General features: G+C 61.0%; 33 protein-coding genes and 1 pseudogene. 33 read left to right on the forward strand and 1 reads right to left on the reverse strand.

From position 1 onward, the window contains the following. Positions 1 to 14 precede the first annotated feature (14 nt). On the reverse strand, positions 15 to 665 hold the full coding sequence (locus tag AC19YT_RS03605) for a S24 family peptidase (RefSeq protein WP_500609746.1): 651 nt from the start codon (positions 663 to 665) through the stop codon (positions 15 to 17). A 96-nt stretch (positions 666 to 761) separates the two neighbouring features. Here AC19YT_RS03605 and AC19YT_RS03610 point away from each other — a divergent pair, with 96 nt between their 5' ends. The 33 genes and pseudogenes from AC19YT_RS03610 to AC19YT_RS03770 all read left to right on the forward strand — a co-directional run bounded on the left by AC19YT_RS03610 (position 762) and on the right by AC19YT_RS03770 (position 25,694). Then, complete coding sequence (locus AC19YT_RS03610; protein ID WP_500609747.1) at positions 762 to 989, forward strand: transcriptional regulator; 228 nt, start codon at positions 762 to 764, stop codon at positions 987 to 989. Between the two features lie 139 nt (positions 990 to 1,128). Then, the gene (locus tag AC19YT_RS03615; RefSeq protein WP_500609748.1) at positions 1,129 to 1,617 is read left to right on the forward strand and encodes a phage regulatory CII family protein; all 489 of its coding nucleotides are present in this window, start codon (positions 1,129 to 1,131) and stop codon (positions 1,615 to 1,617) included. Beyond that, positions 1,610 to 2,128: an HNH endonuclease signature motif containing protein gene (locus AC19YT_RS03620; RefSeq protein WP_500609749.1), complete on the forward strand. Its 519-nt coding sequence runs from the start codon at positions 1,610 to 1,612 to the stop codon at positions 2,126 to 2,128. Before AC19YT_RS03615 ends, AC19YT_RS03620 begins: the two co-directional genes overlap by 8 nt. Continuing rightward, positions 2,128 to 2,331: a TraR/DksA C4-type zinc finger protein gene (locus tag AC19YT_RS03625; RefSeq protein WP_500609750.1), complete on the forward strand. Its 204-nt coding sequence runs from the start codon at positions 2,128 to 2,130 to the stop codon at positions 2,329 to 2,331. The genes AC19YT_RS03620 and AC19YT_RS03625 overlap by 1 nt, the downstream gene beginning before the upstream one ends. After that, positions 2,328 to 5,021 (forward strand): bifunctional DNA primase/polymerase, encoded by a 2,694-nt coding sequence (locus tag AC19YT_RS03630; protein ID WP_500609751.1) that lies wholly within the window; start codon positions 2,328 to 2,330, stop codon positions 5,019 to 5,021. The genes AC19YT_RS03625 and AC19YT_RS03630 overlap by 4 nt, the downstream gene beginning before the upstream one ends. A gap of 328 nt (positions 5,022 to 5,349) precedes the next feature. Beyond that, positions 5,350 to 5,832: a hypothetical protein gene (locus tag AC19YT_RS03635; RefSeq protein ID WP_500609752.1), complete on the forward strand. Its 483-nt coding sequence runs from the start codon at positions 5,350 to 5,352 to the stop codon at positions 5,830 to 5,832. Between the two features lie 190 nt (positions 5,833 to 6,022). After that, positions 6,023 to 6,376 carry a putative holin gene (locus AC19YT_RS03640; RefSeq protein WP_500609753.1) on the forward strand — a complete coding sequence of 118 codons (354 nt, stop codon included), beginning with the start codon at positions 6,023 to 6,025 and terminating at the stop codon, positions 6,374 to 6,376. Further along, positions 6,369 to 6,659 (forward strand): phage holin family protein, encoded by a 291-nt coding sequence (locus tag AC19YT_RS03645; RefSeq protein ID WP_500609754.1) that lies wholly within the window; start codon positions 6,369 to 6,371, stop codon positions 6,657 to 6,659. Before AC19YT_RS03640 ends, AC19YT_RS03645 begins: the two co-directional genes overlap by 8 nt. Beyond that, a complete protein-coding gene (locus AC19YT_RS03650) occupies positions 6,659 to 7,027 on the forward strand; it encodes an HNH endonuclease (RefSeq protein ID WP_500609755.1) in 369 nt (122 codons plus the stop codon). The genes AC19YT_RS03645 and AC19YT_RS03650 overlap by 1 nt, the downstream gene beginning before the upstream one ends. A 187-nt stretch (positions 7,028 to 7,214) precedes the next feature. After that, positions 7,215 to 7,715 carry a phage terminase small subunit P27 family gene (locus AC19YT_RS03655; RefSeq protein ID WP_500609756.1) on the forward strand — a complete coding sequence of 167 codons (501 nt, stop codon included), beginning with the start codon at positions 7,215 to 7,217 and terminating at the stop codon, positions 7,713 to 7,715. Further along, entirely contained in the window at positions 7,678 to 9,489 is a 1,812-nt protein-coding gene (locus AC19YT_RS03660; protein WP_500609757.1) for a terminase large subunit, read from the forward strand. The genes AC19YT_RS03655 and AC19YT_RS03660 overlap by 38 nt, the downstream gene beginning before the upstream one ends. Further along, positions 9,486 to 9,671, forward strand: a complete 186-nt coding sequence (locus tag AC19YT_RS03665) for a hypothetical protein (RefSeq protein WP_500609758.1) — start codon at positions 9,486 to 9,488, stop codon at positions 9,669 to 9,671. The genes AC19YT_RS03660 and AC19YT_RS03665 overlap by 4 nt, the downstream gene beginning before the upstream one ends. 2 nt (positions 9,672 to 9,673) lie before the next feature. Next, positions 9,674 to 10,945 (forward strand): phage portal protein, encoded by a 1,272-nt coding sequence (locus AC19YT_RS03670; RefSeq protein ID WP_500609759.1) that lies wholly within the window; start codon positions 9,674 to 9,676, stop codon positions 10,943 to 10,945. Further along, on the forward strand, positions 10,942 to 11,889 hold the full coding sequence (locus tag AC19YT_RS03675) for a S49 family peptidase (RefSeq protein ID WP_500609760.1): 948 nt from the start codon (positions 10,942 to 10,944) through the stop codon (positions 11,887 to 11,889). Before AC19YT_RS03670 ends, AC19YT_RS03675 begins: the two co-directional genes overlap by 4 nt. A 62-nt stretch (positions 11,890 to 11,951) precedes the next feature. Next, entirely contained in the window at positions 11,952 to 13,271 is a 1,320-nt protein-coding gene (locus AC19YT_RS03680) for a phage major capsid protein (protein ID WP_500609761.1), read from the forward strand. 48 nt (positions 13,272 to 13,319) lie between these two features. Next, complete coding sequence (locus tag AC19YT_RS03685; protein WP_500609762.1) at positions 13,320 to 13,598, forward strand: hypothetical protein; 279 nt, start codon at positions 13,320 to 13,322, stop codon at positions 13,596 to 13,598. Positions 13,599 to 13,601: 3 nt separating this feature from the next. Further along, positions 13,602 to 14,153 carry a hypothetical protein gene (locus tag AC19YT_RS03690; RefSeq protein ID WP_500609763.1) on the forward strand — a complete coding sequence of 184 codons (552 nt, stop codon included), beginning with the start codon at positions 13,602 to 13,604 and terminating at the stop codon, positions 14,151 to 14,153. A 2-nt stretch (positions 14,154 to 14,155) separates the two neighbouring features. After that, on the forward strand, positions 14,156 to 14,518 hold the full coding sequence (locus AC19YT_RS03695) for a phage head closure protein (RefSeq protein WP_500609764.1): 363 nt from the start codon (positions 14,156 to 14,158) through the stop codon (positions 14,516 to 14,518). Beyond that, positions 14,511 to 15,032 (forward strand): hypothetical protein, encoded by a 522-nt coding sequence (locus tag AC19YT_RS03700; protein WP_500609765.1) that lies wholly within the window; start codon positions 14,511 to 14,513, stop codon positions 15,030 to 15,032. The genes AC19YT_RS03695 and AC19YT_RS03700 overlap by 8 nt, the downstream gene beginning before the upstream one ends. Before the next feature lie 53 nt (positions 15,033 to 15,085). After that, on the forward strand, positions 15,086 to 15,475 hold the full coding sequence (locus tag AC19YT_RS03705) for a hypothetical protein (protein WP_500609766.1): 390 nt from the start codon (positions 15,086 to 15,088) through the stop codon (positions 15,473 to 15,475). Between the two features lie 62 nt (positions 15,476 to 15,537). Continuing rightward, a complete protein-coding gene (locus AC19YT_RS03710) occupies positions 15,538 to 16,128 on the forward strand; it encodes a phage tail terminator protein (protein WP_500609767.1) in 591 nt (196 codons plus the stop codon). After that, positions 16,125 to 16,355: a DUF2635 domain-containing protein gene (locus AC19YT_RS03715; protein ID WP_500609768.1), complete on the forward strand. Its 231-nt coding sequence runs from the start codon at positions 16,125 to 16,127 to the stop codon at positions 16,353 to 16,355. Before AC19YT_RS03710 ends, AC19YT_RS03715 begins: the two co-directional genes overlap by 4 nt. Further along, positions 16,355 to 17,851: a phage tail sheath subtilisin-like domain-containing protein gene (locus AC19YT_RS03720; protein WP_500609769.1), complete on the forward strand. Its 1,497-nt coding sequence runs from the start codon at positions 16,355 to 16,357 to the stop codon at positions 17,849 to 17,851. Before AC19YT_RS03715 ends, AC19YT_RS03720 begins: the two co-directional genes overlap by 1 nt. A 59-nt stretch (positions 17,852 to 17,910) precedes the next feature. Then, positions 17,911 to 18,258, forward strand: a complete 348-nt coding sequence (locus AC19YT_RS03725; RefSeq protein ID WP_500609770.1) for a phage tail tube protein — start codon at positions 17,911 to 17,913, stop codon at positions 18,256 to 18,258. Beyond that, positions 18,255 to 18,551 carry a phage tail assembly protein gene (locus tag AC19YT_RS03730; RefSeq protein ID WP_500609771.1) on the forward strand — a complete coding sequence of 99 codons (297 nt, stop codon included), beginning with the start codon at positions 18,255 to 18,257 and terminating at the stop codon, positions 18,549 to 18,551. Before AC19YT_RS03725 ends, AC19YT_RS03730 begins: the two co-directional genes overlap by 4 nt. Beyond that, positions 18,551 to 18,682: a hypothetical protein gene (locus AC19YT_RS03735; RefSeq protein WP_500609772.1), complete on the forward strand. Its 132-nt coding sequence runs from the start codon at positions 18,551 to 18,553 to the stop codon at positions 18,680 to 18,682. Before AC19YT_RS03730 ends, AC19YT_RS03735 begins: the two co-directional genes overlap by 1 nt. After that, the gene (locus tag AC19YT_RS03740) at positions 18,682 to 20,772 is read left to right on the forward strand and encodes a phage tail tape measure protein (protein WP_500609773.1); all 2,091 of its coding nucleotides are present in this window, start codon (positions 18,682 to 18,684) and stop codon (positions 20,770 to 20,772) included. Before AC19YT_RS03735 ends, AC19YT_RS03740 begins: the two co-directional genes overlap by 1 nt. A gap of 3 nt (positions 20,773 to 20,775) precedes the next feature. Further along, positions 20,776 to 22,058: pseudogene (locus AC19YT_RS03745) on the forward strand (DNA circularization protein). A 2-nt stretch (positions 22,059 to 22,060) separates the two neighbouring features. Beyond that, on the forward strand, positions 22,061 to 23,176 hold the full coding sequence (locus tag AC19YT_RS03750) for a phage baseplate assembly protein (protein ID WP_500609774.1): 1,116 nt from the start codon (positions 22,061 to 22,063) through the stop codon (positions 23,174 to 23,176). Further along, positions 23,173 to 23,676 carry a phage baseplate assembly protein V gene (locus AC19YT_RS03755; RefSeq protein WP_500609775.1) on the forward strand — a complete coding sequence of 168 codons (504 nt, stop codon included), beginning with the start codon at positions 23,173 to 23,175 and terminating at the stop codon, positions 23,674 to 23,676. Before AC19YT_RS03750 ends, AC19YT_RS03755 begins: the two co-directional genes overlap by 4 nt. Before the next feature lie 2 nt (positions 23,677 to 23,678). Then, positions 23,679 to 24,077, forward strand: coding sequence for a phage GP46 family protein (locus tag AC19YT_RS03760; protein ID WP_500609776.1), 399 nt, complete (start codon positions 23,679 to 23,681; stop codon positions 24,075 to 24,077). Further along, positions 24,067 to 25,107: a baseplate J/gp47 family protein gene (locus tag AC19YT_RS03765; RefSeq protein WP_500609777.1), complete on the forward strand. Its 1,041-nt coding sequence runs from the start codon at positions 24,067 to 24,069 to the stop codon at positions 25,105 to 25,107. Before AC19YT_RS03760 ends, AC19YT_RS03765 begins: the two co-directional genes overlap by 11 nt. Continuing rightward, complete coding sequence (locus AC19YT_RS03770) at positions 25,095 to 25,694, forward strand: YmfQ family protein (RefSeq protein ID WP_500609778.1); 600 nt, start codon at positions 25,095 to 25,097, stop codon at positions 25,692 to 25,694. Before AC19YT_RS03765 ends, AC19YT_RS03770 begins: the two co-directional genes overlap by 13 nt. Positions 25,695 to 25,697: the final 3 nt, after the last annotated feature.

Genomic DNA, 25,697 nt, shown 5'->3' on the forward strand with positions numbered 1-25,697 from the left:
GTTGCGAGAGGTTATTACGTCTTCACCTGGCTCGGCGGAACGATACCGCCAACGTAGTGAATTTTTTTGATCTCGGAGCGAGGCAGGGTCAATCGGCCGAACGTATCGTTGACGGACATGAGGCTGACTTCGGTATCGTTCGCATACAGCAGCTCCTTAATCATGGTATCGCCGTCGTTGCGGGTAACTACCACGTATTCACCAGGTACCAAGGCTCGGCGCGGCTCGCACCAGACCACCCAGCCATTCCTGATTGCCGGCGCCAGGGAGTCTCCCTTTATGCGTATTGAGTAGACAGTCGGATCCGATGTTGGGACGTCTACCCAGCCGGTGGTAGGTGCTAGCTCACTCCAGAATCCATCTTGATTCAATTGCGCGACTCCTTGCATGGGAGCCCGCCGGAATGGGGTAGTGAGGCTTGGACCTGGGTGAAGTCCGTCCGCCAAGCCGTCCTGGGCTGAGCGCGCGGGCATCAAAAGTGTTCCGCCAGTAAGCCCGATCTTATCTTCAAGCGTCTTCGCGGCCTTATCGCCCATTGGTCTATGGCCGTTCAGCAATTGAGAAAGGTAAGACGGATCAAGATTGTGCTGCCCTGCAAACTCTTTGATTTTGAGGTCGCCGATCAGAGCCTTGAGGGTATCAATGCGTAGCTGGTTGATATTCATCTATGCATCTTAAAAGCGTTTAGCATTTTGTAAATTGCAAGCTGCTATTGTTAGTTGCGTTAGCGGCTGCTATCTTTTTGCGAAACGGAGGTGCACATGAGTCTGCATGCATACATAAAAGTTCTCGATAAGGCGGCGCTGGCTGACCTAGCTGCGCGATGTGCCACGACAGCGGGGCAACTGAAACAGATCGCGTATGGGCATCGTCGCGCCAGCGGCGGTTTGGCCGTTTCAATTGAGCGCGAAACGCAGGGCAAGGTCACGTGTGAACAGCTACGGCCTGATATTGATTGGGCCTATCTGCGCGGCTCTCAGGCTGCCTAAAAGGGTGCCGGGCTGGGGCCTCTCACCAAAGATCCCCCAGCCCGGCTACGACGATACACAGCACATGCACATCGGTCGTGGTCGTAGGATAGGGCGTGCCCGTTCCTCTGGCTAGACCGTAAAAGAGGTATTTACGGTTATGAGTCCTACAGAACATTCGCCGGCCCATGGGCCGGTTCTTTCCCTTCGCAAGGCCCTGTACCGGGCTGGCCATGACTACAAGGGCGGTGTTACTGCCTTGGCGCTGGACATGGTGATCGATTACGACACGCTCCAGAAGAAACTCAAGCACGACTTCGAGAAGCGCTGGCTTGAGCCCGACGAGCTGGAAGAGGTCATCCGGCTGACCGCCAACCCGATGCTGCTCGATGCGCTGATGCGGCCCGCTGGCATGGTTTGGTACAAGCCCGAGCCGGCGGCGCCCACCAAGCAGGCACTGTTGTCGGTTGGTAAGTTGTTGCATGAAACCGGCGAGTTTGTTTCCAGCATGCACGAAGGGGCGGCCGACAATATCTGGGAGGCGCATGAGGTAGCAGCCCTGGAGAAGCACGGTGTTGATGTCATCCGCGCGGTACTGGGCATCATGGCTGGGGCGCGCGAAGCGATGGAGGGTCACGACCATGGCTGATGTGAATCGCTGGCTGCGGGAAATCGCCCAACATGACCGTCTTCTTGCTGAAAAGCTGCAAGTCAGCAATGGGTGTCTTGTCTTCACCGGGTATTGCAATCATGGCGGCTATGGCAAGGTTCATCGCGATGGAGGTGTGCAGTTCGCTCATCGTTATCTCTGGGCTGTTCTGAATGGTGAGATCTCTGCTGGTATGAGCGTGTGCCACTCCTGCGATAACCCGCCTTGTTGTAACCCGGATCACCTTTTTTTGGGGGCCCATCGAGACAACATGCAGGACATGGTAGCGAAGGGGCGAGGCCGCTGGCCGGGCAAGAAAGGAAAGATAGGTATGCGGGGTGTTTTGAATCCGCGGGCCAAGCTAGCCGTTCAAGATGTCGAATGGATTCGAAAGAATCACTCCCCAAAACATGGCTCGGATACAGGCACGATGGCGCTGGCGAAGAAGTATGGCGTCTCTCGCAGCACGATTCTGTCTGTAGTCAAAGGCCAAACCTGGAGGGCGATTTAATGGACGACATCGACCGCGCCAATGATCAGGCGGAGTACCTGTTGCAGGTTGCCCTTGAACAGCGCCAGCGCCCCGTCACTGGCGTCGCCAGCGCTGAGATCTGCGTTGATTGCGACGAACCCATCCCGTTGCTTCGCCAACAGACGATTGTGGGGTGTCAGACCTGCGTCAGTTGTCAGGGGTTGCGGGAGCGGCGCAGATGACTGAGCAAGCCAGCACTTTACCGACTGCCGACTGGGCTCAGTTCTACATCGATACGTTTGGGTTGGCCCTGGTGCCGGTTGAGCCCGGCGAGAAAGGTCCAAAGGGGAAGGGCTGGAACCGGCCCGGTGGTTACTTCACTGAGGCGGCGAAGGCCGCGGCGTTCTGGAACAAGAAGCCCGGGCACAACCTGGGTGTTGTCCTGGGGCCAAGCCGCGTCTGCTCCTTGGATGTTGATGATGTGCAGTGGACGCGGCATGTCCTGTACGACCAACTGGAAATTGACCTGGATGCCATGGCGCTGGTGTTCCCGACAGTCGTCGGCAACCCGGCGCGCTTTCGCATCATGTTCCGCGTGCCCGAGGGCATTGAGCTGAATCGGCATTCGCTGGCCTGGCCCAATGAGAAAGACCCGGACGGTTCGATCCATAAGGCGCTTATCGCCAAGGCGAAGGCGGCGAAGGATGCGGGTGATGCGGCCGGCGAGGCCCAGGCAAAGGCTGAGGCCGAAGAATACCAGCGTATCACCGTGTTCGAGCTGCGCGGGGGCGCAGTGCAAGACCTGTTGCCGCCCTCGATCCACCCGGGTACTGGAAAGCCCTATACCTGGCGCACGCCGCCGAGCGGCGCCGAAGGCCTGCCCATTCTCACCCCTGAGTTGCTGAAGATCTGGAACAACTGGGACATCTTCAAGCGCGATGCCGAAGCGGCGTGCCCATGGGCGCCCAAGCCCAAGACGCCACCGGCCAAGGTCATCAAGCGCCCGGCGCCGGCGGGGGGCAAGCCGTCGGTGATTGACGAGTTCAACCGTAGCCATGACGTTGAAGAGCTGCTGCGTGCGCACGACTACATCAAGCGCGGCAGCAAGTGGTTGTATCCGCACAGCAGCACCGGGCTACCCGGGATCACGGTCAGTGATGACGGCAAGGTGTTTTCGCACCACGGCGCCGATCCGCTGGCGAACGGGCATCAGAACGATGCTTTCGAGGTGTTCTGCCTGTTGCAGCATGGCGGCGATCAGTCCCGGGCGGTGAAAGAAGCGGCCCGGATGTTGGGTATGCAGCATTCGTCGCGCCCGGATCCGGCTGATCTTCCCCCGGCCCCATCTGCGGTGGCCAGTGAGCAGGGCTCCGCCGATGCCCCTGGCGAGGGCGCTCCGGCTGCTCACGGGGGAGCGGGGGAGGCACTGACCTATGAACAAGTACTGCGGCGTTTCGCGCTGGTTGAGGGCACCACGCAGGTGTGGGACCTGGACAAAGCGCGGGTGATGAAGAAAACCGCTTTCGAGGCCCGAGTGGGAAAGCCGCTGGCCAAGGAGTGGATGGACGACACCGAGAAGAAGTTGATCGCGGACGACAAGGTTCGGGAAATCGAGCAAGCACGGAAAATGGAGGGCAAGAAGGGGGGCGCGCTCGGTTTGCGGCCGATTGAGCGCTACGTGTACATCGACGGCACCAAGGATGTCTGGGACCGGGAAAAGAAGCGCCGGGTGGCTGAGGGCGCAGTCAAAATGGCGTTGGGCGAAATGTACCCCATGTGGCTGAACAGCCCAGAGCGGCGTGTGGTTGACGTGGAGAACATTGTGTTTGACCCGACAATGACCAAAGACCCCAACCTGTATATCAATACCTTTGATGGGTTACCGATGGAACCGGTGCGTGATGATGCTGCCTGCGAGAACCTGCGGTGGCTGATTTCGTTTCTCTGCAACCATGACCCCTCGTCTTTCGACTGGTTGGTTCGTTGGCTGGCGTACCCGTTGCAGCACCTTGGCGCCAAGATGGACACCGCGGTACTGGCTCACTCCACCATGGAGGGCTCCGGTAAAAGTCTGCTGTTCGCCGATGCCTTCGGGATGCTGTACGGGCAGTACGCCGCGACGGTCGGACAGACGCAGTTGGAAAGCAGTTTCAACGCCTGGCAAAGCCGAAAACTGTGGTCAGTGTTCGAGGAGGTCGTCAGCCGCGACCAGCGTTACAACCAGGTGGGCAAGATTAAGCACTTGGTGACGGGCAAGACGGTGCGGATGGAGTCGAAGTTCATCAATGGTTGGGAGGAAGACAACTACATGAATGCGGCGTTCCTCAGCAACGAGATCATGCCCTGGCCGATTGCCCCCAGTGATCGGCGGATGTTGGTCCTGTGGCCCGAAGAGACGTTGCCGGTGGAGCGCCAGAAGGCGGTTGGCCGAGAGCTGGTGAACGGCGGGGTCGCGGCGCTCTATGGTTGGTTGCTGTCTGTAGACCTGGGCGATTTCGACCAGCGAACCCGACCACCGAGCACCGATGCGCGTGAACGCTTGGTTGCGTTGAGTCGGGCCAGTTGGCAGACGTTCCTCAACCTTTGGCAGTACAGCGAGCTGGGGCGCGACATGTGGGGTGCCTGCCTTTCGACTGATCTGTATGCGATGTTCCTGGAATGGTGCCACCGCAACAAAGAGCATGTGATGAGCCAGACGAAATTTTCGTTGTTCATTAGCTCGGAGGTGGACAAGACCCGTTCTATCCCCTGGACCGACGGAAACAACCGCAAGTTCGGGGCGTTCTTTTTCCCTCGAGGCAAGGACGCTTCCCAGCCCCCATCCCTTAAAGCGGCCGATCTGGGGGCCACTGTGGTCGCTTGGCGGGCCCAGGCGCGTCTGGCGGGCTGGAACGTCGATAACTGGGATCACGTTAAGGGGTCTACAACATGAATCCGGCCACAAGTGTGTTGGGTGTGTCGGGTATGTGTTGGGTTGTTTTTCGGCACCCCACACAATTTACAGCCCTCTGTTTCGCGGCTTTGCGCCTGCTGTGTCGGGTGTGTTGGGTTTCGCTTCGCGCACGCGCATGGGCGCATGAATTTGCTTTCACTGTGTCCAAATTTTTTTTCCATGCGAGAACCATTAAACCCAACACACTCAACACACCTAAAACAATTGATTTGAAGATATTGAATTTAAAGAGATTTATTTGTGTTGGGTTTGTGTGGGGTCAATCGATTTCTGTGTTGGGTTCGGTTTTGGGTGGGGGAGCGGGGCGATGATCGAAGAAATGGAAACACTGTTGCAGCATTGGGGCGAGCAGTGTCGGCGCTGTGGCTCGGCCGGCGGTCTGGGCAGCCCAATGGCAACCATTATGGAATGGGGCGGCTGTGCGCCGCGGGGAACACCTGGGTCACGGATCATTCTCGATGCGGGTGCTGGCATTGATGCGGTTGCACAGGAGGTCGGCGCGGCGCTGTCCGAGGTGGGGCGGCAGGATGCGCGGGGCGAGCGGCTATATCGGCTGGCCATCCTGCGCTACTCCGATGATCCGGCGCCGACCTGGTTGATGCAGATGCACCTGCTTGGGTGTGCGTCCGTCGCTAAGCAGACCTATTACGACCAGGTGCATAGCCTGCACGTGCTGCTGTTGCAGGTGCTTGCTGACCGGTCAGGTGCACGTCATTGGCTTACCACTGGTCGGGGTGATTTACCTCAAAGTCTCCTCAAAGGTGCGTCAAAGTTGCGTCGAACCGACTAACCGAAATTGCCCCCTTTTCGGTTCCGTACTCAGGGGGTAAAAAGTCCCCACGATATGCGACTTGTACCTGAGTCATACACAGAGCACGGTGCTGTGCAGCTTCACCCGGCATTCCTCGGCCGGTCACCTAACCCCGCTTCGGCGGGGTTTTCATTTTCGGCCCGATGGGTGTCTGCAATGGAGAATAAGCATGAGCGAGCCGGCAACTGTTGTCGTGGCCGGTGGTGTGGGATTGGCTGCAACTGGCCTGCTAGCGGGAGTGGACATGCTCGCGGTGATCGGGGCGTTGGCTGGCTCGCTGGTGTTCTTCACCACGACTGAGGAATTGCCCGTCTGGAGGCGTGTGCTGTTCCTGCTGGTGTCTTTCGTGATGGGTTACATGTTTGCCCCTGGCATGGCCGAGGTTGAGTTGTTCGGCGCCAGGCCCTTCAAGTACACCGGGCCAGCGGCGTTCGGTGCGTCGGTGGTGGTTGTCACCGTCGCCCTGGCCGTCATCAAGCGCCGCGGCCTCATTGCCGAGCAGCAAGGGAGGCAGGATGGATAGTCAGCTTTTGCCGCAGATCCTGACGCAGGCAACCTTCTGGTTGTGTGTCGCGTTGTTCGTGCGGCTGTTCACGTTCCGTCGCCGTGGCTCCCGGTTCCGCCGGGACATGAGCTGCCTTGCCTGGCTGGTGATGGTCGCCGCCGGGTCGGTCGTGGCGTACATCGGCAAGGGCCAGCTCGTTATGCCGCGCAACTCCTGGCCGCTGGTGGTGTTGCTGGCGGTGTTCGTTGGGTCTGTCTGCCAGAGCGCAGGCAACTTGGCGCGTGTATGGAAGATGGGGTGATGACGAACGTATCTGACGACAGGCGCGGCAGCAGCACGGAACGTGGCTATGGGTACAAGTGGCAGAAGTCCCGCGATGGTCACCTGCGACTGCATCCCTACTGCACCATGTGCTCGACCGATGATCGGCCGGTAGCTGCGGTGATTGTCGACCACAAGGTTGCGCCAAAGTTGAAGGACGCCAAGGACAGCGGCGATCCGGTGCGCCTCAAGGCAGCGTGGAAGCTGTTCTGGGATCCGAAGAACTGGGCGAGCCTGTGTAAGTTCTGCCATGACTCCACCAAGCAGCGGATGGAGAAGAGCGGCAGGCTGCCTGGGTGCACCGCCGACGGCAAGCCGTTGGATCCGGGACATCACTGGAATCGGTGACCTGTGGCGCCACGCGCACCAATAAATGGCACTCCCCCGGGTAGGGGGGGTGAAAAACTTTTTTCCGACTTCCTTCTAGACCGCTCGCCCCCCTCTTTACGCAAAGTCGGGAAAAATGAGGGAGGGGGGGTATCAGCAGGTAAGGGGTTGTTTTATGGCCGGAAATGGAAACTCCGGGCGCCCGGGAATGCCAGCGGCGCTCAAACTTTTGCAAGGTAACCGTAGTCGAGAAAATCGCAACGATCTGCTGGCCGAAGTGGCGAAGCCAGCGGTGCCGGTGGGCGCGCCGCCAATGCCAGACGTGCTAACCCCGGACGCCGTTGCAGAATGGGAACAAGTGCTCCCCGCGCTGATCTCCTTGGGCATCGTCTCTAACCTGGACTCGATGGCGTTGGCCACCTACTGCCAGGCGGTTGCCGACTGGCGCCGCCATCAGCGACACATCGCCCAGCGAAATGCCGCGTCCACCGATGAACTGGGCGGTGATGTCCAGACCTTCAAGACCGGCGCCCAGCAAATGCACGTCCTTCGTCAGCTCGCGAACGACGCTGAGAGACGCGCGAACGCCGCCGGCGCCCAGTTCGGCCTGTCGCCCATGTCCCGCCGCAATTTGAAAACGGCGCCGACGCCACAAGGTGATCTATTCCCTCATGAACAACGAGACGCCGCAGACAAGTACTTCAAGTGATCGTGTTACCGAGTTCGCCCATGCTGTGCTCGCGGGCAACATTGTTGCCGGGCCCAATGTGCGCAACGCTTGCAAGCGTCACCTGCGAGACCTGGAGGGAGGCCCGGCGCGCGGCTTGATCTGGGATCTGGATAATGCCAACCGGGCCATCGGCTTTTTCGAGGACGTGTTGTGCCTCAATGGTGGCGACTATGAGGGCATGCCCTTCCTGCTTGCGCCGTGGCAAGCCTTTGTGATCGGTAGCTTGTTTGGCTGGATGACTGTTGATGGTTTCCGGCGCTTCCGATTGGGCTACATCGAGACGGGTAAGGGCTCTGGTAAAAGCCCGTTGGTGGCTGGCATCGGCCTGTACGGTCTTGTGGCAGATGGTGAGCAGCGAGCCGAGATCTATGCCGCTGCCACCAAGCGCGATCAAGCGATGATCCTGTTTCGCGATGCCGTGTCGATGGTCGACATGTCGAAGAAACTGAGTTCGCGCCTGGTGCAGTCGGGGCGCGATGAAAAGGTCTGGAACCTGTTTTACCCGAACACCAACTCATTCTTCCGTCCCATCAGCGCTGACGAAGGTAAGTCTGGCCCACGTCCGCACATTGGCCTGCTCGACGAACTGCATGAACACAAAACCGCCGCCACAGTGACCATGATGCGTGCTGGTACGAAGAACCGCCGCAAAGCCATGGTGGTGATGATTACCAACAGTGGCTCGGACAAGAAGACGGTTTGCGGTCAGTACCATGACCTGGGCGTACGCATCTGCGCGCAGATCGAGGACAACGACAGCTTCTTCGCTTTCATCTGCTCCCTGGACGAAGGGGACGATCCACTCAAGGACGAAGCCTGTTGGGCCAAGGTCAACCCTTCGCTGGACCACATCGCCGAAGGGCAGAGTGATGGTATCCCCGGCCGTAAGTACCTACGGGAACAGGTCCAGTCAGCCCGGGGGTTGCCTGCGCAAGAGTCGGTGGTGCGCCGCCTGAACTTCTGCGAGTGGACTTCCGCCGATGCGCCGTGGATTTCTTGGGAGGTCTGGAAGCAGGCCGAAGAGCGCGTGCCGATGCGGGCCCTGCGGAACCGGCGCTGCGTTGGCGGTCTCGATCTTTCCAGTACGACGGACCTGACGGCATTCGTCCTGATTTTCTGGCCCACGGTCCACGATCCCCACTGGCGTTTGCTGCCGTACTTCTGGATTCCCGATGACGATCTGCAAGGTCGTGAGGACCGCGACAAGGTGCCTTACTCCATGTGGATCAAGCACGGTCATCTGGAAACGACGCCGGGACGGGCCATCAGCAAGCGTCACGTGCTGTTGCGGTTGGTCAAGATTTGCGCCTACTTCGACGTTGAGCGCATCGGCTATGACCGTTGGCGGGTCGAAGACCTGCTGCAACTGATGGCTGACGAAAACATCACACTGCCGGAAATGGTGGGGTTTGGTCAGGGTTTCAAGGACATGGCCCCGGCCGTGGACGAGTTCGAGCGGCGGTTGCTAGGCCGCTCACCCGAACCGGACGTCATCGATCTTGATCCGGCTGATTACGAAGTCATTGGTAGTGAGACAGTTGAGACGCTGCGCCACGATGGCAACCCGGTAATGACCTGGTGCGCCGGCAACGCCGTGATTGTTTCGGATCCTGCCAACAACCGTAAAGCCGATAAGGCCAAGGCCACGGGCCGGATCGACGGCATTGTCGCTTCCATCATCGCCATCGGCACCAGCACCAAAGCTGGCGGCTCCGGTGGCAAATCCATCTACGACGAATGGGCGGGTATATGAAGTTGAGCATCTTGTCATGGGTGGCCGGCTTGCTGGGCTTCGGGTTGCTGATCTGCGGCACGGCGCTGTTCAGCGGGCCCATCGCGTGCATTGTTGCGGGCATCGGCTTGATGGCCTGGTCCTACCTTGCTGATCGCGCATCGGCGGCACTGCGGGCCAAACCCAAGCCTCAAGGAGGTTGAGCATGTTTTTTTCAAGTGTGCTCGGCGAAGGGCGTGGCAATCTGACCGAAGCTGGCGGCGGCTTTTGGCGCAGTCTTATCGGCAGTGGCCGCAACAGCTCGGGAGTGAGGGTGACGCCTGAGTCAGCGCTGGGCCTGCCCATCCTGCAGAACTGCGTCACCTTGCTGGCCGAAACGATGGGGCAACTGCCCTGCGAGATGTACCGTCGTCTGGACCTGGGCCAGCGTGAGGCCGCCATCCACCACCCGGCCTATGACGTTTTGCGTTACCAACCCAATGGTTTTCAAACGCCATACGAGTACCGCGAGTGCACCCAGATGGCGGCGGGATTGCGCGGTAACGGCTTCAGCTTCATAGAGCGCCGCGATGACGGCAACATCGCTGGGCTGTGGCCCTTGTGCAATGACAAAGTTCAGGTGTTAAAGGGTGGCGACTTGCTGCCGTACTACCGAGTCGGCGCCGGCGAGGCTCTGCCGATGCGCATGATCCACCACGTGCGCTGGGTTAGTACCAACCACTACATGGGGCTTTCGCCAATTGAGGTTCACGCCGAGTCAATTGGCTTGGCCCAGGCGGTGCGACAGTACACCGGCAAGAGCTTCGCCAACGGCGTGAGTGTCTCCGGTGTGATTGAGCGCCCACGTGAAGCGCCCGCGATCAAGGACAAAACCAGCATCGACAATATCGTCGATCAGTGGGGCCAGAAGTTTGGGGGCATGGATAACGCCAAGAAAGTCGCCTTGCTGCAAGAGGGCATGACCTTCAAACCCGTCTCCATGAACAACGTCGACGCCGAAATTCTCGGGATGCTTAAAACCACCGGAACCGACATCGCTCGGATGTACAAGATCCCGCTGCCCATGGTCAACGACCTGGAGAAGTCCAACTACAACACCCTTGAACAACTGATGATTCAGTTCGTGGTGTTTGCGTTGCTGCCCTGGGTCAAGCGTCACGAGCAATCGATGATGCGCGACTTCCTGTTGCCGGCCGACCGCCGCGACTACTTTATTGAGTTCAACCTGTCCGGCCTGTTGCGCGGCGACCAGAAGAGCCGTTACGAGGCGTATGCCATCGGGCGTCAGTGGGGGTGGCTCAGTGTCAATGACATTCGGCGCCTGGAAAACATGCCCCCTGTGCCGGGTGGCGATATCTACCTGCAACCGCTGAACATGGTGGACGCAGGCAAGGGCGCCCCTGGTCCGACCAACCCCAGTGTGCGAGCGCACCTTGAACTCCAGCACGCTGAAATAGAAAGGATCCTGGCGCAATGAAACATTACTTACGAGCATCCAACCTGCTGTTCAATCAGCCGCTGCTGGTGACTCCCGACATGTTGGACCTGGGCGTGCGCTGGGCCAACCAGGCCATGAGCCTGAATATCGTCAACATCGGCGCCCGGGATGTTGCCGGGTTGTGGTCCGATGACGGCATGGACCGAATTGCCCAGCGCGAAGAGGATCGCCGCACAGCAATTGCGCGCACCGGCATCGAAGTGATTGCGGTCAGCGGTGTGTTGGTCAGCCGCGGCAGTCACGTCAGCATGTGCGAGACGATGACCAGTTACGAGTCGCTTCGGACTCAGCTGCGCAACGCAGTTGCAGATCCGATGGTCGAGCGCATCGTCCTGGACATCGACAGCCCAGGCGGCTCAGCCGTTGGCGCCTTTGAACTGGCCGCTGATATCCGCGCCATGGCCCAGCAAAAGCCCATCACCGGCATCGTCAACTTCATGGCCTACAGCGGCGGCTACTTGCTCGGTTCGGCGTGTAGCGAGCTGGTGGTTAGCCAGACCAGCGGGATCGGCTCCATCGGGGTTATCGCCAGCCATATGGATCGCTCCAAGATGGAGGAGGGTATGGGCGTCAAGGTTACCACTGTCTATGCCGGTGCCCACAAAAACGACATGAGCCCTCATGAGCCTTTGAGCGAACAGTCGTTGAAGTACTTGAACGATGTCGTGCAGGAGAGCTACCAGCTCTTTGTCGGTGCTGTTGCCGAGTATCGCGGGTTGTCGGCCCAGCAGGTTATGGCTACCGAGGCAGGCTTGTACCGAGGGCAGCAGGGCATCAGCGCTGGGTTAGCTGATCGCCTGCAAAGCCCGCAACAGGCTGTTGATGACCTGGCCCATTCCGTTGCGATGAGCCGTTCCACCCGCCAGCCGCCCGGCCGCCTAGCGGTTCGCGCAGCGGCACTGAATATGCAAACCCTGATCTGACCGCGTTCGCGGCAGTCAACGAAACCCGCCCTGTGCGGGTTTTTTCATGCCCAGGAGGCACCATGTCCCTTGTACTTCAAATGCGTAGCGAACGCGCCCAACTGGTTGCCCAGGTCCAGGCGCTGGCCAAGATCGAGGCGGGCGGTGAAAGCCTCAGCGCTGAGCAACTGGCCCAGTTCACCCAACTGGAAACCCAGATCAATGACTTGAGTGCCAAACTGGCACGGGCAGAGACGGCCGAGCGGGTGACAGCTGCGGCGGCCGTACCTGTCAGCGAAGGCGGCCAAGGCATCAACAGCCCGCCCACTCACATATCTGGGCCCCATGCGCCTCGGCTTGAACCGGGCGTTCGTATGGCGCAAATGGTTCGGCTGCTGGCGGCGGCCCAGGGGAATCAGCAGCAGGCTGCCCTGATGGCGCAGCAGGGTGGTTACTCCCCAGAGGTGGCGATGGCATTGAGCACGGTCACTGCGGGCGCTGGCGGCGTGCTGGTGCCGACGAACTTTTCGTCCGAAATCATCGAAGCGCTGCGGCCGATGTCGATTGTTCGAAAAATGGGTACCCGCAGCCTGCCATTGAACAATGGCAACCTGACCATGCCTCGCATCACGGGCAGCACCGTGGTCACCTACATCGGCACGGAAACCGATATCCCGATTACCGGTATGACCTTCGCGGACACAAAGCTGTCGGCGAAAAAAGCAGCAGCGATTGTGCCCATCTCCAATGACCTGATCGCCAATGCTGGGGTCAATCCTCGCATTGACAACATCGTGGTGAGTGATCTTGCCGTCTCGATGGGGCTTTCGGAGGATCTGCACTTTATCCGTTCGGACGGTAGCGGCTCGCTGCCCAAGGGTATGCGCTACTGGGCACAACCGTTCAATGTCCTGACGGCTCCGGGGGTTGCGGATCTCACGCTAGAAAAAATCGATCTGTTTTGCGGTGGGATGATGCTTCGCCTCGAAACCGCGAACGTGATGATGAAGGACTGTGGGTGGTTGATGCACCCGCGCACGTTGCGTTGGTTGCAAACACTGCGTGATGGCAACGGTAACAAAGCATACCCAGAAATTGAGCAAGGCAATTTCAAAGGCTATCCGGTTGGGTTGAGCAACCAGATTCCGGTAAACCTCGGTGCTAATGGCGATGAGAGCGAATTCTACTTCGTCAACTTTGCCGACATGATGATCGGCGAAGACATGGACCTGACGATCTCGTTCAGCAACGAAGCCTCCTACAAGGATTCGGACGGCACGATGGTCAGCGCGTTCCAGCGGGACCAGACCCTTGTCAAAGTTATCGCCAAGCATGACTTCGGGCCGCGGCATGTCGAATGCATCGTTGTTGCTGTCGCCGTCAAATGGGGCGCTGGCATGTAATCCCCTAGCCCCACTTCGGTGGGGCTTCGCATATCTGAGGTTCAAACGATGAACGATAAAGTGGTTGTACGGTTTCTAAAGGCCTGGCGCGGTTACTCGGCAGATGAGTTGGCCGGGTTCGACGAAGCTGTCGTCGAGGGGCTCAAGTCAAAGGGGTTCGCTGAAGTCTACGAAGGCGATGGTTCGCCGCCTAAGTCGAAGGCCAAGAAATCACCTGGTAAAAGTGGCAGGCAATCGACCCCGCTGGCGGGAACTGGCGACGGAGAGGGCTCTGGAGATGACGGCGGGGCTGGTGCCGGTACTGGCGACATCGACGAGAAGCCTTAAGTCGTGGCGCGTCGAATCGAGTACTTCGGCGATCCGGCCCTGACCCTGGAACAGGTGGCCCACCAGTGTCGGGTCGAGCCAGAAGACATGCAGCCGCAATTGATTGAGCAGATCATCATTCCCGGGGTTACCGCTCAGTGCGAAACCAAGACCGGTGCTGCGATCCGTGGCGGGCTCTATGAAGAGGATTGGCCTGTGCACTATGCCTCGGGCCATGCCTTGGACGTTGGCCAGGCCAACGAAATCGTTTCTGTACAGGCGCAGCAGCCGGATGGATCTTGGCTACTGGCATCGGATGCGGTGGCGCTCCAGCAAGGTCAGCGGGAAAGCTTTCTGCACTTCCCCGCGGGGCGGCCCTCGGGCGCGCTGCGTATTCGCTACAAGGCCGGGGCCGACCTTGATGCCTATCCTTCTGTGCGCAACTGGCTGCTGATGGCTGCTGCGACGATCTATCGGCATCCGGAGATGTTTGTGGTAGGGCAGGGCCTGGCCGAGTTGCCATCGACCTTTCTCGATCATCTGATCGCGGACATCACCGTTCCGCCGAGGTTCTGATTATGGCCATGCGTGAACCCAGTGCCGGCGAACTCGACCGGCGTATCACGATCAGGTTGAGAACCGATATCCCGGCACGGGATCAAGGCCTGGACTCAATCTTTACCGAGCAGAAACAACGCTGGGCAAGGATCGAACCGGTCGGAACAGCCGTGTATGCGGCAGGTGCTCAGACCGATGTGAAGATCACTCATCGCGCGATCCTTTATTACCTCAAGGGAATGAGCGATGCCCACGAGATCGTTCATGGAACCACGATCTACAGAGTTCTCAGGGTGGCGGATATGAACGGTACTCGTCGTTACACCTTGCTGGAGGTCGAGGAACTGGGCTCAGCGCAGGCCAGGGGGGGAATCTATGGCTAACTCAGCCTCAGTCGAAAGCTATCTGCACTTTGAAGGTTTCGATAACTTCCAGCGCGATGCCTTCGACAAGCGCCAGATCCGGGCCGGCATGCGCAAGGTGGGCATGCTGGTTCGGCAAAAAGCCCAGATGAACCTGGCGCTGGGCAAAGGCCAGGAGGGCTACCCGATCAATCGCACGGGCGCCACGCTTGAGTCCATCAGCTTCAAGGTGTCCCGCGCGGGCTTTCTGGTGCGCATCTCTCCGACCAAGACGGCCACCATGGCCGAGTTCTACCCGGCGTACCTGCACTACGGCGTCAAGCAAGGCCGCAGGCTCGGCAAACTTGCGCCCGGTGCGGGCAAGGGCAAGTCGAACCGTCGCGCCAAAGGGGCCCGTGCGGCGGCGCTGGCCGAGCGGGCGGCGGGGGAATGGCGGATCAAGCCGCGTGGCAACTACATGGCTGACGCCTTGCAGGATTCGTCCTCGCAGGTCGAGTCCATCTTGAAGGCTGCTTTCGCAAATGCGCTGGGGTGACTGAGCAAACCGCTTTGGGATAGGCTCTGTGTCTCGATAACAGGGAGTTACCTATGAAAGCGTTAACTGTACTTGCTTCCACGGCGACGTTGGTTATGGCAATGAATGCCCATGCAACTGAGACTGTCCAAGAAGCGCCGAGTGCTGCAATTGACCGTATTACTCTGCTCTACATGAACCACAAAATTTATCCGAGCGGTGCGGTAGTGTGCGATCCGAAAGTTGTGGGCGCCCGTTCTGTTGTTGGATGCTGGAACTTAACCAGTAGTGGAAAGAGTGCGCCCAATATCTGGCTTTATGAAGCTGGTAACTTTAAGTCGTTGAATGGAAGTGCCCGTCAATTGGCTGAGGGCAAATTCTCTAACGAGTCTGGTGTCTCTGCGATGAAACTTCCCTTGCCGGCTGATATCGATGTCGGCGCTGTAGTAGAAAGTTTTAAATAGAACTAAGTGTCTTTGTCAAAAAACCTCGCGCTGCGGGGTTTTTTTATCTCTGGAGTTCAGCAATGAAACTGAGTCCCATCGTTGCGCAGATGCGTGCGCGATGTCCGACATTTGCTGGCCGGGTGGCGGGTGGCATTGATTGGGAGGCCGTTGAGAAAAGTGCCCACCTGACATTGCCGGCTGCTTACGTCATCGCTTCTGCCGATATCGCCGAGCCCAGCAGGGCGCAAAACGCGGTGCTGCAAGACATCACGGACCAGTTCAGCGTCGTGGTGGTGCTGGTTCCGGAGGATGAGCGAGGCCAGGAGGCCAACGACCTGCTGCACGATGTTCGGGCTGAACTCTGGCGTGCGTTGGTGGGCTGGCGGCCCTCGGTTGAATACACCCGCTTGGAGTACGGCAAGGGCGCGCTGCTGCACATCAGCCGCTCCCGCGTGGTGTACCAGTTCAACTTCATCGCGCAGTTCCAGCTCGGCCGCAACAACGCCAGCGACCCCGCCGAAACCTGGCACGAGTTGGAACTCGACGGCCTTACTCCCTTTACCGGTGCAACCTTCAACATGGATTGCATCGACCCCGCGGACCCCAACCTGCAACGACCCGGCCCGGACGGGCGCATTGAAGCCAAATTTTCAGGAGACGTTCAACCATGACCCAGCGCATCACTGTGGTGCCGGCCTTTGGCCGCGTTGTGCCTGACCCGCAGGCGGGCGACTTGTTGCCGGCCGAGGGCCGGGTGGTTCAAGACAGTGCCTGGTGGCGCCGCCGCCTGGCCGATGGCGATGTCTCGGCCGAGCCGGCGCCGCCCGTTGTGGCCCCGATTGAAGAACCCGCATCCACCAAGGCCGTGAAACCGGCGAAACCCGAGGAGCCTAAATAATGGCCATTGGATTCAGCAACATCCCGGCCGATATCCGTGTGCCGCTGTTTTATGCGGAGATGGATAACTCGGCCGCCAACAGCGCGTCCTCGACGCTGCGGCGTTTGATCGTCGGGCAGGTTAACGATGCCTCGACCAGCCTGGAGGTTGGCTCCCTGGTGCTGGTGTCCAGCCTGGCGGTGGCCAAGGCTATTGGTGGCCAGGGCTCGATGCTGGCCTCGATGTACGACACCTGGCGCAAGACGGATGCCATCGGCGAGATCTGGTGCCTACCGGTACGCAACACCACCGGCACCGTGGCCACGGCAACCGTGACCATCACTGGCACCGCCACCGAGGCCGGGTTGTTAAACCTGTACATCGGCGGTGTGCGGGTGCAGTCCAGCGTGCAGTCCGCCGCCACGCCCACCCAGGTGGCGTCGGCCTTGGCGGTGAAGATCAACGCCACGCCAGACCTGCCGGTCACCGCGGTGGCGGCGGTCGGGGTCGTGACCCTGACCTGCAAGTGGAAGGGCGACAGCGGCAACGACATCAACCTGCAACTCAATCGCCTGGGCAAGAGTAATGGCGAGCTGACCCCGGCGGGCGTGACGGTGGTGCTGACCAAGATGGCCGGCGGCGTCGGCACCCCGGATCAGGTGGCGGCGCTGGCGGCCTTGGGCGATGAGCCGTTCGAGTTCATCTGCGTGCCTTGGTCCGACACCACCACCCTCGATGCCTGGAAGGCGGCAATGGATGACAACGTGGGCCGTTGGAGCTGGGCCAAGCAGTTGTTCGGCCACGTCTACAGCGCCAAGCGCGGCACCGTGGGCACCCTGGTGGCGGCGGGCCAACTGCGCAACGATCAGCACGTTACCGTGCAGGGCGTGGAGTTGGGCGTGCCGCAGCCCGTGTGGGTGCAGGCGGCGGCCCTGGCGGCGCGCACGGCGGTGTTCATCTCGGCCGATGCCAGCCGGCCCACCCAAAGCGGCAGCCTGCCGGGCCTGGATCCGGCGGCCGCCAGCGAGCGGTTCACCCTGACCGAACGCCAGTCGCTGCTGAGCTATGGCATTGCCACGGCGTACTTCGAGGGCGGTTCGGTGCGTATCCAACGCTCGATCACTACCTACCAGAAGAACCCCTACGGCCAGGCGGACAACTCGTACCTGGACAGCGAAACCATGCACCAGTCGGCGTTTATCATTCGTCGCCTGCAAAGCGTCATCACCAGCAAGTACGGCCGCCACAAGCTGGCCAGCGACGGCACCAACTTCGGCGCTGGGCAGCCGATTGTGACGCCCAACGTCATTCGCGGCGAACTGATCGCGCAGTACGCCATGCTGGAGCAACAGGGCCACGTGGAAAACGCCGAGCTGTTCGCTCAGCACCTGGTGGTGGAGCGCGACAGCCAGGATCCGAGCCGGGTCAACGTGCTGTTCCCGCCGGACTACATCAACGGCCTGCGCATCTTCGCGCTGCTCAACCAGTTCCGCTTGCAGTACGACGCTGCGGCGTAACGCTGCCTCGATCATCCAGCCCGCCCTGAGCGGGCTTTTTCATTCTGGAGAGCAACCTCATGGGGCAAAAAGTAGCGGGTACCGCCTACGTCAAAGTGGACGGCGCGCAACTGACCATCACCGGTGGCTGCGAAGCGCCGCTGATGGACGTCAAGCGGGAGACTGTGGTGCCCGGTTTCTACAAGGAAGAACGGCTACCGGCATACCTGAAGGTGACGGCGGTGCACACCCCGGACTTCCCGTTGAAACAGTTAATCAACGGCACCGACATGACTATCACCTGCGAATTCCTGAACGGTAAAACCTACGTTCTCGCGGGTGCCTACCTGGTCGATGAGCCTTCCTCGAAAGGGGACGACGGCACCATCGAACTGCAATTCGACGGCATTAAAGGAACCTGGCAATGACCGATATCGTGAAGCTGCATGCGCCCATCGATGCCCATGGTGAGTCTGTATCTGAACTGACCCTGCGCCGCCCGACCGTACAGGAAGTACGGGCGATCAAGGCGCTGCCGTACAAGATCGACAAAAACGAAGAGATTAGCCTCGATATGGATGTCGCGGCCAAGTACATCGCGGTCTGCGCAGGCATTCCGCCATCGTCGGTCAACCAGTTGGATCTGGCCGACCTCAACTCCCTGAGTTGGGCAGTAGCGGGTTTTTTCATGTCTGCGGCACCGAGTCCGTCGAGCGGCTGATGGAACTTGTCTACGACCTTGCCTGGTTCTGGAAGGTCGATCCCGAACAGATGATGTCCCGGCCCTTGGATGTGCTGTTCGATTCTATGGCGCATGCCCAGCGCATTAACCAGCTCCAGCAGGTGCAGTGATGGCGGACAAGTTCCAGCTCAAGGCGTTAATCACCGGCGTTGACAAGCTGTCGCCGACACTGACGGGGATTCGCAAGAACGTCGCCGGCTTTCGCAAGCAGATGACCAGCTCCGGCTTGGGTAACATCGGGTTTACGGATGTGCTTCAGGGTGGGGCATTTGCCGCCCCATTCGTGGCCGGCGCAAAAGCAGCTATCGAGTTTGAGTCCTCGATGGCTGACGTGAAAAAAGTGGTCACGTTCGATACGCCAGAGCAGTTCAAGCAGATGGGGCGGGACGTTCTCGATCTATCAGAAAAGATGCCCATGGCGGCGAGCGGGATTGCTGCCATCGTGGCCGCCGGCGGGCAGGCTGGTTTTGCGCGGGGTGAGTTGAAACAGTTCGCTGAGGACGCTGTGAAGATGGGAATCGCGTTCGATCAGACCGCCGACCAGTCCGGCGACATGATGGCCAAGTGGCGAACGTCTTTCAAGATGACCCAGCCAGAGGTAGTCGCCCTGGCTGACAAGATCAACTACCTCAGCAACACTGGCCCCTCATCGGCGGCTCAGATCTCCGATATCGTCACTCGCATTGGTCCACTGGGAGCCATTGCGGGTCTTGCGTCCGGCCAGATCGCGGCGATGGGGGCGACACTGGCTGGGGTTGGCGTGCCTAGTGAGGTGGCAGCCACAGGCATGAAGAATTTCATGCTGGCCCTGACCAAGGGCAGTTCCGCCACGAAGCAGCAGACGCTGGCCTTTAAATCGCTGCGCCTGGACACCAAACAGTTGGCTGTGAGCATGCAGAAGGATGCTCAGGGCACGATTGAGGATGTCCTGGGGCGAATTGCCCAGGTAGAACCGGCGAAGCAGGCAGGGCTGCTCACTCAGCTTTTTGGGCAGGAGTCGGTTACAGCTATTGCCCCGCTCCTTACCAACCTCGACCTGCTGAAACAGAGCTTCAATGCCGTGGCGCAAGGTTCCGGTTTCGCGGGATCGATGCAGAAGGAGTACGACGCACGGTCGGCAACAACTGAAAACAACATGCGGTTACTGCAAAACCGGGTTACACGCCTGGGAATTGAAGTCGGCGGCTCTCTCCTTGGTCCGCTGAACGACGTCATGAAAGTCATCGGCCCGATCATCTCGCAGGTTGCTGCGTTGGCGGCTGCCCATCCTGGCGTTATCCGGGGTGTTCTCGGTGCTGGCATTGCGTTTGGTGTTCTTCGTGTTGCGGTTATGGGTGCAGTCGTTGCCACGAAGTTGCTCAGCGCCGTCATGGCGATGTCGCCGGTCGGGCTCATTGTCCGTGCGATTGCGTTGGCGGCGGGCTTGATGATTGCCAACTGGTCAACTGTTGCGCCGTACCTCCAAGGTGTCTGGGCCAAAATTCAGGGCCCGGCCATGGCAGTGTGGGAGTGGTTCAAATCCTTTGTAGCCTGGACGCCGCTGGGGCGGATCATCGAAAACTGGGAACCGCTCAAGGAATTCTTTGGCGCATTGTGGGAGGTGCTGGTGGCCCTGGCGGTGCCGACCCTCGACTTTATGAAGACGATGTTCGACTGGTCGCCGCTGGGCATCATCATCAAGAACTGGGAGCCCATCACCGCATGGTTCAAGGGGTTGTGGGAAAAACTGCGGCCGATCATCGAACCGATCCTGAGTTTCTTCGGTGCCGGCGAGGGCAGCAGTGAAGGGCCAGGGATCATTGAGTCGGCGACCGGCAAGGCCAGGGCGTTTTCCGAGTCACAACGCCAACGCAATGTGGCGGCGGGGCTAGGGCCGGAGGTGATGCCGGGTGACGGAAGCGGGGATCTGCTGCGCGAGAACGCGGCACAGAACGCCCGAAGTGGCCAGTTCTGGCGCAACACCACCCAGGGCGGCGCCTCGGCGGACAGCCTGTTGCGCCCGCCTGCACAGATGCCCGCCCCAGGCAGCCTGCTGATGCAGGCCGCGGCAAACAATAATCCCAAGCTGCAAGGCGAACTCAACATCAACCTGACCGGGGCGCCGCCAGGCACCCGGATCGACCAACCGAAAAGCAACCAGCCGGGCCTCTCCATCAAGCCCAGCGTTGGCTATCGCACCGTAGGCGCGCAAAAGGGATAACCCATGGACAAGAAGACATGGCGCGATGAGCTGTTGCCGGCCTCTTTCCGCGGCATCAGCTTTCTGATCGAGCAGGCTGGTGTGCCGATTGGGCAAAAGGGCCAGCTGCATGAGTTCCCCCAGCGTGACGAACCGTTCTGGGAGCCACTGGGCAAGCAGGCGCAGGTACACACCCTGACGGCGTGGATCATCGGTGACGATTGCTTTGAGCGCCGTGACAAGTTCTTGGAGGCGCTGGAAGCGCAAGGCTCGGGGGAGTTGGTGCACCCCTGGCTGGGGCGGATGCAGGTCAAGGTCGGCGATTGCAAAATGACCCACGGCCGGCGCGAGGGCGGTATGGTCAGCTTCGACCTGACGTTCTACCCGGACAAGCCGCGCAAGTTCCCCACCGGCCGGGTCAACACCCAGCAGCAGGTGGTCAAGGCCAAGGAAGGCCTGTTGGCGTCGGCCCTGAGCCGCTACAAGGCGGCGATGGCCATTGTCGACAAGGCGCGGCTGGGCATCATCGCGCTGCGCAACAGTCTGTCGGGGGTGTACGCCATCATCCAGCAGCAGTTCGCGCCGTTCGTGGCGGTGTTCACCAACCTGAGCGGATTTGTGCAGTCGCTGATAAATGCACCGGATGCCCTCAGTGCGTTGTTCTCCAGCTACTTCAGCGACTTCATCGGCCTGAGCTTTTCCAAGAGCAAGTCCAGTTCCAGCGGGGGCAGCAGCGCCAAGTCGGTGTATCGCTCGGCGGTGGCCACCGCCGCCCAGCAGGTCGAGGCAGTGACCAGCATCAACACCGTCAGCCCCATCGGCGGTGTGGATTCGGTGGCGGCAGCCCAGGCCACTGCCAACCTGGTGCAGGACGCGCTGCTGGTGCAGGTGGCCCAGGTCATCAGCGACATGCCGGTGGCCGTGCACCGGTGTCGGTCGAAGCCACACCCTCGGTGGAGCAGCAGGCCATCCAGCCGGTAGAGCGGCCCGAGGTGCCAGTAGCCGATGACGTGATCGAGCTGCGCGACGACCTCAACGAAGCGATCTGGGAGGCGTCTCTTAAGGCCGACCCGGTGCATTACCTGGCGCTCAACACGCTGCGCCAGGCGCTGTTCAAGCACCTGACCGCCGTGGCCGAGTCCGGCGTGCGCCTGGTGGACATCACTCCGGCGGAAACCCTGCCGGCTCTGGTGCTGGCCTACCGTCGCTTCGGCGACGCCACCCGTAGCGGCGAAGTGGTGCAGCGCAACCGCATCCGCCACCCCGGCTTCGTGCCGCCGCTACCGCTGAAAATCGCCCAGGAGTAACCATGCTCGACACTGCGAATGCCGTCAGCCTGACCGTTGACGGCCTGGATTATGGCGGCTGGAAGTCCGTCGAGATCTCCGCCGGCCTGGAACGTCAGGCCCGCGACTTCAACCTGAGCATCACCTGGCAATGGCCCGGGCAGCCCGTGGCGATCCCGATCCGCCAGGGTGCCAAGTGCCTGGTGCGCATCGGTGATGACCTGGTGCTCACCGGCTGGGTGTTTGCCTCGCCCATCAGCTACGACGACAAACAGATCACCCTGTCGATCACTGGCCGTTCCTTGACGGCCGACCTGGTGGACTGCGCCGCGGTGAACAAACCCGGGCAATGGAATGGCCAGGGCGTGCTGAGCATCGTCAAGGCCCTGGCCGCGCCCTACAACATCACCGTGCGCAGCGAAATCCCGGAAAGCGCCAAGCTGTCGGACCACACCATCAAGCCCGGGGAAACCGCGTTCGAGTCCATCGACCGCTTGCTGACCCTGTTTCGTGTGTTCTCCACCGACGACGCCCAGGGCCGGGTGCTGCTGGCCAAACCCGGCAGCGAAGGGCGGGCGGTGGATGCGTTGGAACTGGGCAAGAACCTCAAGGCCGCAGACGCGGCCCTGGATTTTTCCGGGGTGTTTTCCCAGTACCAGGTGCTTGGGCAAAAAAGCGGCACCGACGACGAGTTCGGTGCCAAGGCCTCCGAGGTGTCGGCCGTCCTCAATGACGATCGCACCACCCGCAAGCGGGTGCTGATTATCCAGGAGTCCGGGCAGATGACCGATGAACTGGCCGGGGCCCGGGCCAACTGGGAGCGCGGCACCCGCATGGGCAAGGCCCTGAGCACCACCTATACGGTGCAGGGCTGGCGGCAGAGCAATGGCGCGCTGTGGCGGCACAACATGCTGGTGCGGGTCATCGACCCGATCATCGGCTTTGACCGCGACATGCTGATCTCGGAGATCACCTACAGCCTGAGCGAGCAGGGCACCGTCACCAAGATGGTGGTCGGCCCGCCGGACGGCTTTGAACCGGAACCCCATGACCCGCACAAAGACCGGAAATTGAAGAAGGGCGGCAAGGCCGACAACTTCGAATACCTCATCCCTGCTGACTACGAGCCGAAAAAATGAGCCTGATGGATTTGTTAGTGCGCGGCGTTGTGGTGATGAGCAACGCCAAACAAAAGCTGCAAGCGCTGCAAGCGCGCCTCACCGCCGGCGAGGTCAAGGATGGCCTGGAACATCTGGAACCCTACGGCTTTACCAGCAACCCGCTGGCCGGCGCCGAGGTGCTGACGGCCTTTATCGGCGGCGACCGTTCCCACGGCGTGGTGATTGTCGCCAGTGACCGGCGCTACCGGATCAAGGAGATGGCGCCGGGGGAGGTGGCCCTCTACACCGATGAGGGTGACCGCATCCACTTCAAGCGCGGGCGCATCATCGATATCGAGACCAGCACCCTCAACATCAAGGCGCTGACCGCGGTGAACTTCGACACGCCGACCATCACCCAGACCGGGCAGATCGTGTCCCAGGGTGACCAGATCGCCAAGGGCATCAGCCAGGTCGGCCACGTGCACATCAACGTGCAGCCTGGCGGCGGCCAGAGCGGCGCGCCGGCCGGGGGCTGACGATGATTATTTCCCCCAGCCTTGAGGCCTCCCTGCTGCGGGCCGTGGTCATCAGCCTGTTTTCCTGGCGCCGCGCGGCCACCGACGACCCGTTTGATGACGCCGAACGCTACGGCTGGTGGGGTGACAGCTACCCCACCGTGGCCGATGACCGCATCGGCTCGCGCCTGTGGCTACTGCGCCGGGTCAAGCTCACCAGCGCCACCCAGCGCGATGCCGAGTTCTACGCCCATGAGGCCTTGCAGTGGCTGCTCGATGACGGCCAGGTTCTGGCAGTGGAGATCGCCACCGAGAAGGCGGACACCGATCGCCTGAACCTGAGCGTCACCCTCACCGTGCCCGGCGGCGCCCGCATGCACATCCACCCAACCCAACTGTGGCAGGTGATCTATGCCGTTTGAAACCCCGACACTGCCGGTGCTGGTGGGCCGCACCCAGAGCGACCTGGCCAGCGATGCGTTGCGCCGCTCCGACGCCCAGGTGCTGGCCCGCGCCTTGAGTGGCGCGGCCTTTGGCTTGTACGGTTACCTCGATTGGATCGCCGAGCAAGTGCTGCCGGACACCGCCGACGAAGACACCCTGGTGCGGGTCGCCGCGCTGCGTCTCAACCAGCCGCGCAAGGCGGCACAGCCAGCGGTGGGCACGGCCAGCTTCACCGCGGCGGCCGGCGCGGTGCTCGACGTCGATACGGTGCTGCAAGCCAGCGATGGCCGCACCTACCGGGTCACCGTGAACCTGACCGCCGCAACCGGTACCAATACTGCCAGCCTGGAAGCGGTCGAGGCGGGCGCCCTGGGCAACGCTGATGCCGGCTTGGCCCTCACTCTGGTGCAACCGGTCGAAGGCGTGGCGGGTACCTTCGTCGTCCTGGCTCCCGGCTTGCTCGGAGGCATTGCCGAAGAAAGCCTGGAATCCCTGCGCGCGCGGGTGATCCGTTCGTACCGGGTCATTCCCCATGGCGGCTCGGCCGACGACTACGAAACTTGGGCCTTGGAGGTGCCGGGTGTGACCCGGGCCTGGTGCCGGGGCAAGTACGTGGGCCCAGGTACAGTGGGGCTGTTCGTGATGCGCGATGGCGATGCCAACCCGGTACCGACGCCGGCGCAGTTGCTGGAGGTCAAGGCCCATATCGACCCGCTGCGGCCGGTCACCGCCGAGCTGTACGTGCTGGCTCCCACCACGGTGCCGGTGGTGTATCGCATCCGCCTGACCCCGGACACCACCGCAGTGCGCAGCGCCGTACAGGCACAGTTGGTTGACCTGCACAACCGCGAGGCGGGGCTGGGCGAAACCCTGCTGATTACCCACATCGCCGAGGCCATCAGCGGCGCCACGGGCGAAACCGACCACCAATTGGTGGCGCCGGTGGCCAATGTCACCGCCGAAACCAACCAGTTGCTGACCTTCGGGGGCATCCAATGGTTGACCTGAGAACCGCGGAGGAATACCGCGACCAACTGCGCGGTCTGCTACCCCCCGGCCCGGCCTGGGATCCGGAGCTGGTCCCGGAAATTGACCTGGTGCTGACCGGTGTAGCGGTGGAGTTCGCCCGCATCGAGGCCCGGGCCGTGGACCTGCTTAACGAGATGGACCCGGCCGGCGTCAGCGAGCTGGTCCCGGACTGGGAAAAGGTCATGGGCTTGCCCGATCCCTGCCTGGGGCTGAACCCGTCCTTCGAGGATCGCCGCCTGGCGGTGCGCCGCCGGCTGGTGGCGATCGGCGGCCAGACCCCGGCCTACTTCATCGAGGTCGCCGTGAGCCAGGGCTACCCCAACCCGACCGTCACCGAACACCGAGCGCCCCGTATGGGGCGTTCTCGTTTTGGCGTGGCGCGCTTCGGCACTTGGAATGCTCAGTTCATGTGGACCCTCAACACCGGTGGCCGCCAGCGGGCCGGGCGACGCTTCGGCGTCAGCTACTGGGGCGAGCGCTTCGGCACCAACCCCGGCAACCCGCTGGAGTGCGTGATACGCCGCGCCGCGCCTGCCCACACCATCGTTCGAATCAATTATGACTAAGGG

Source organism: Pseudomonas sp. MF08875 (genome assembly GCF_059862525.1).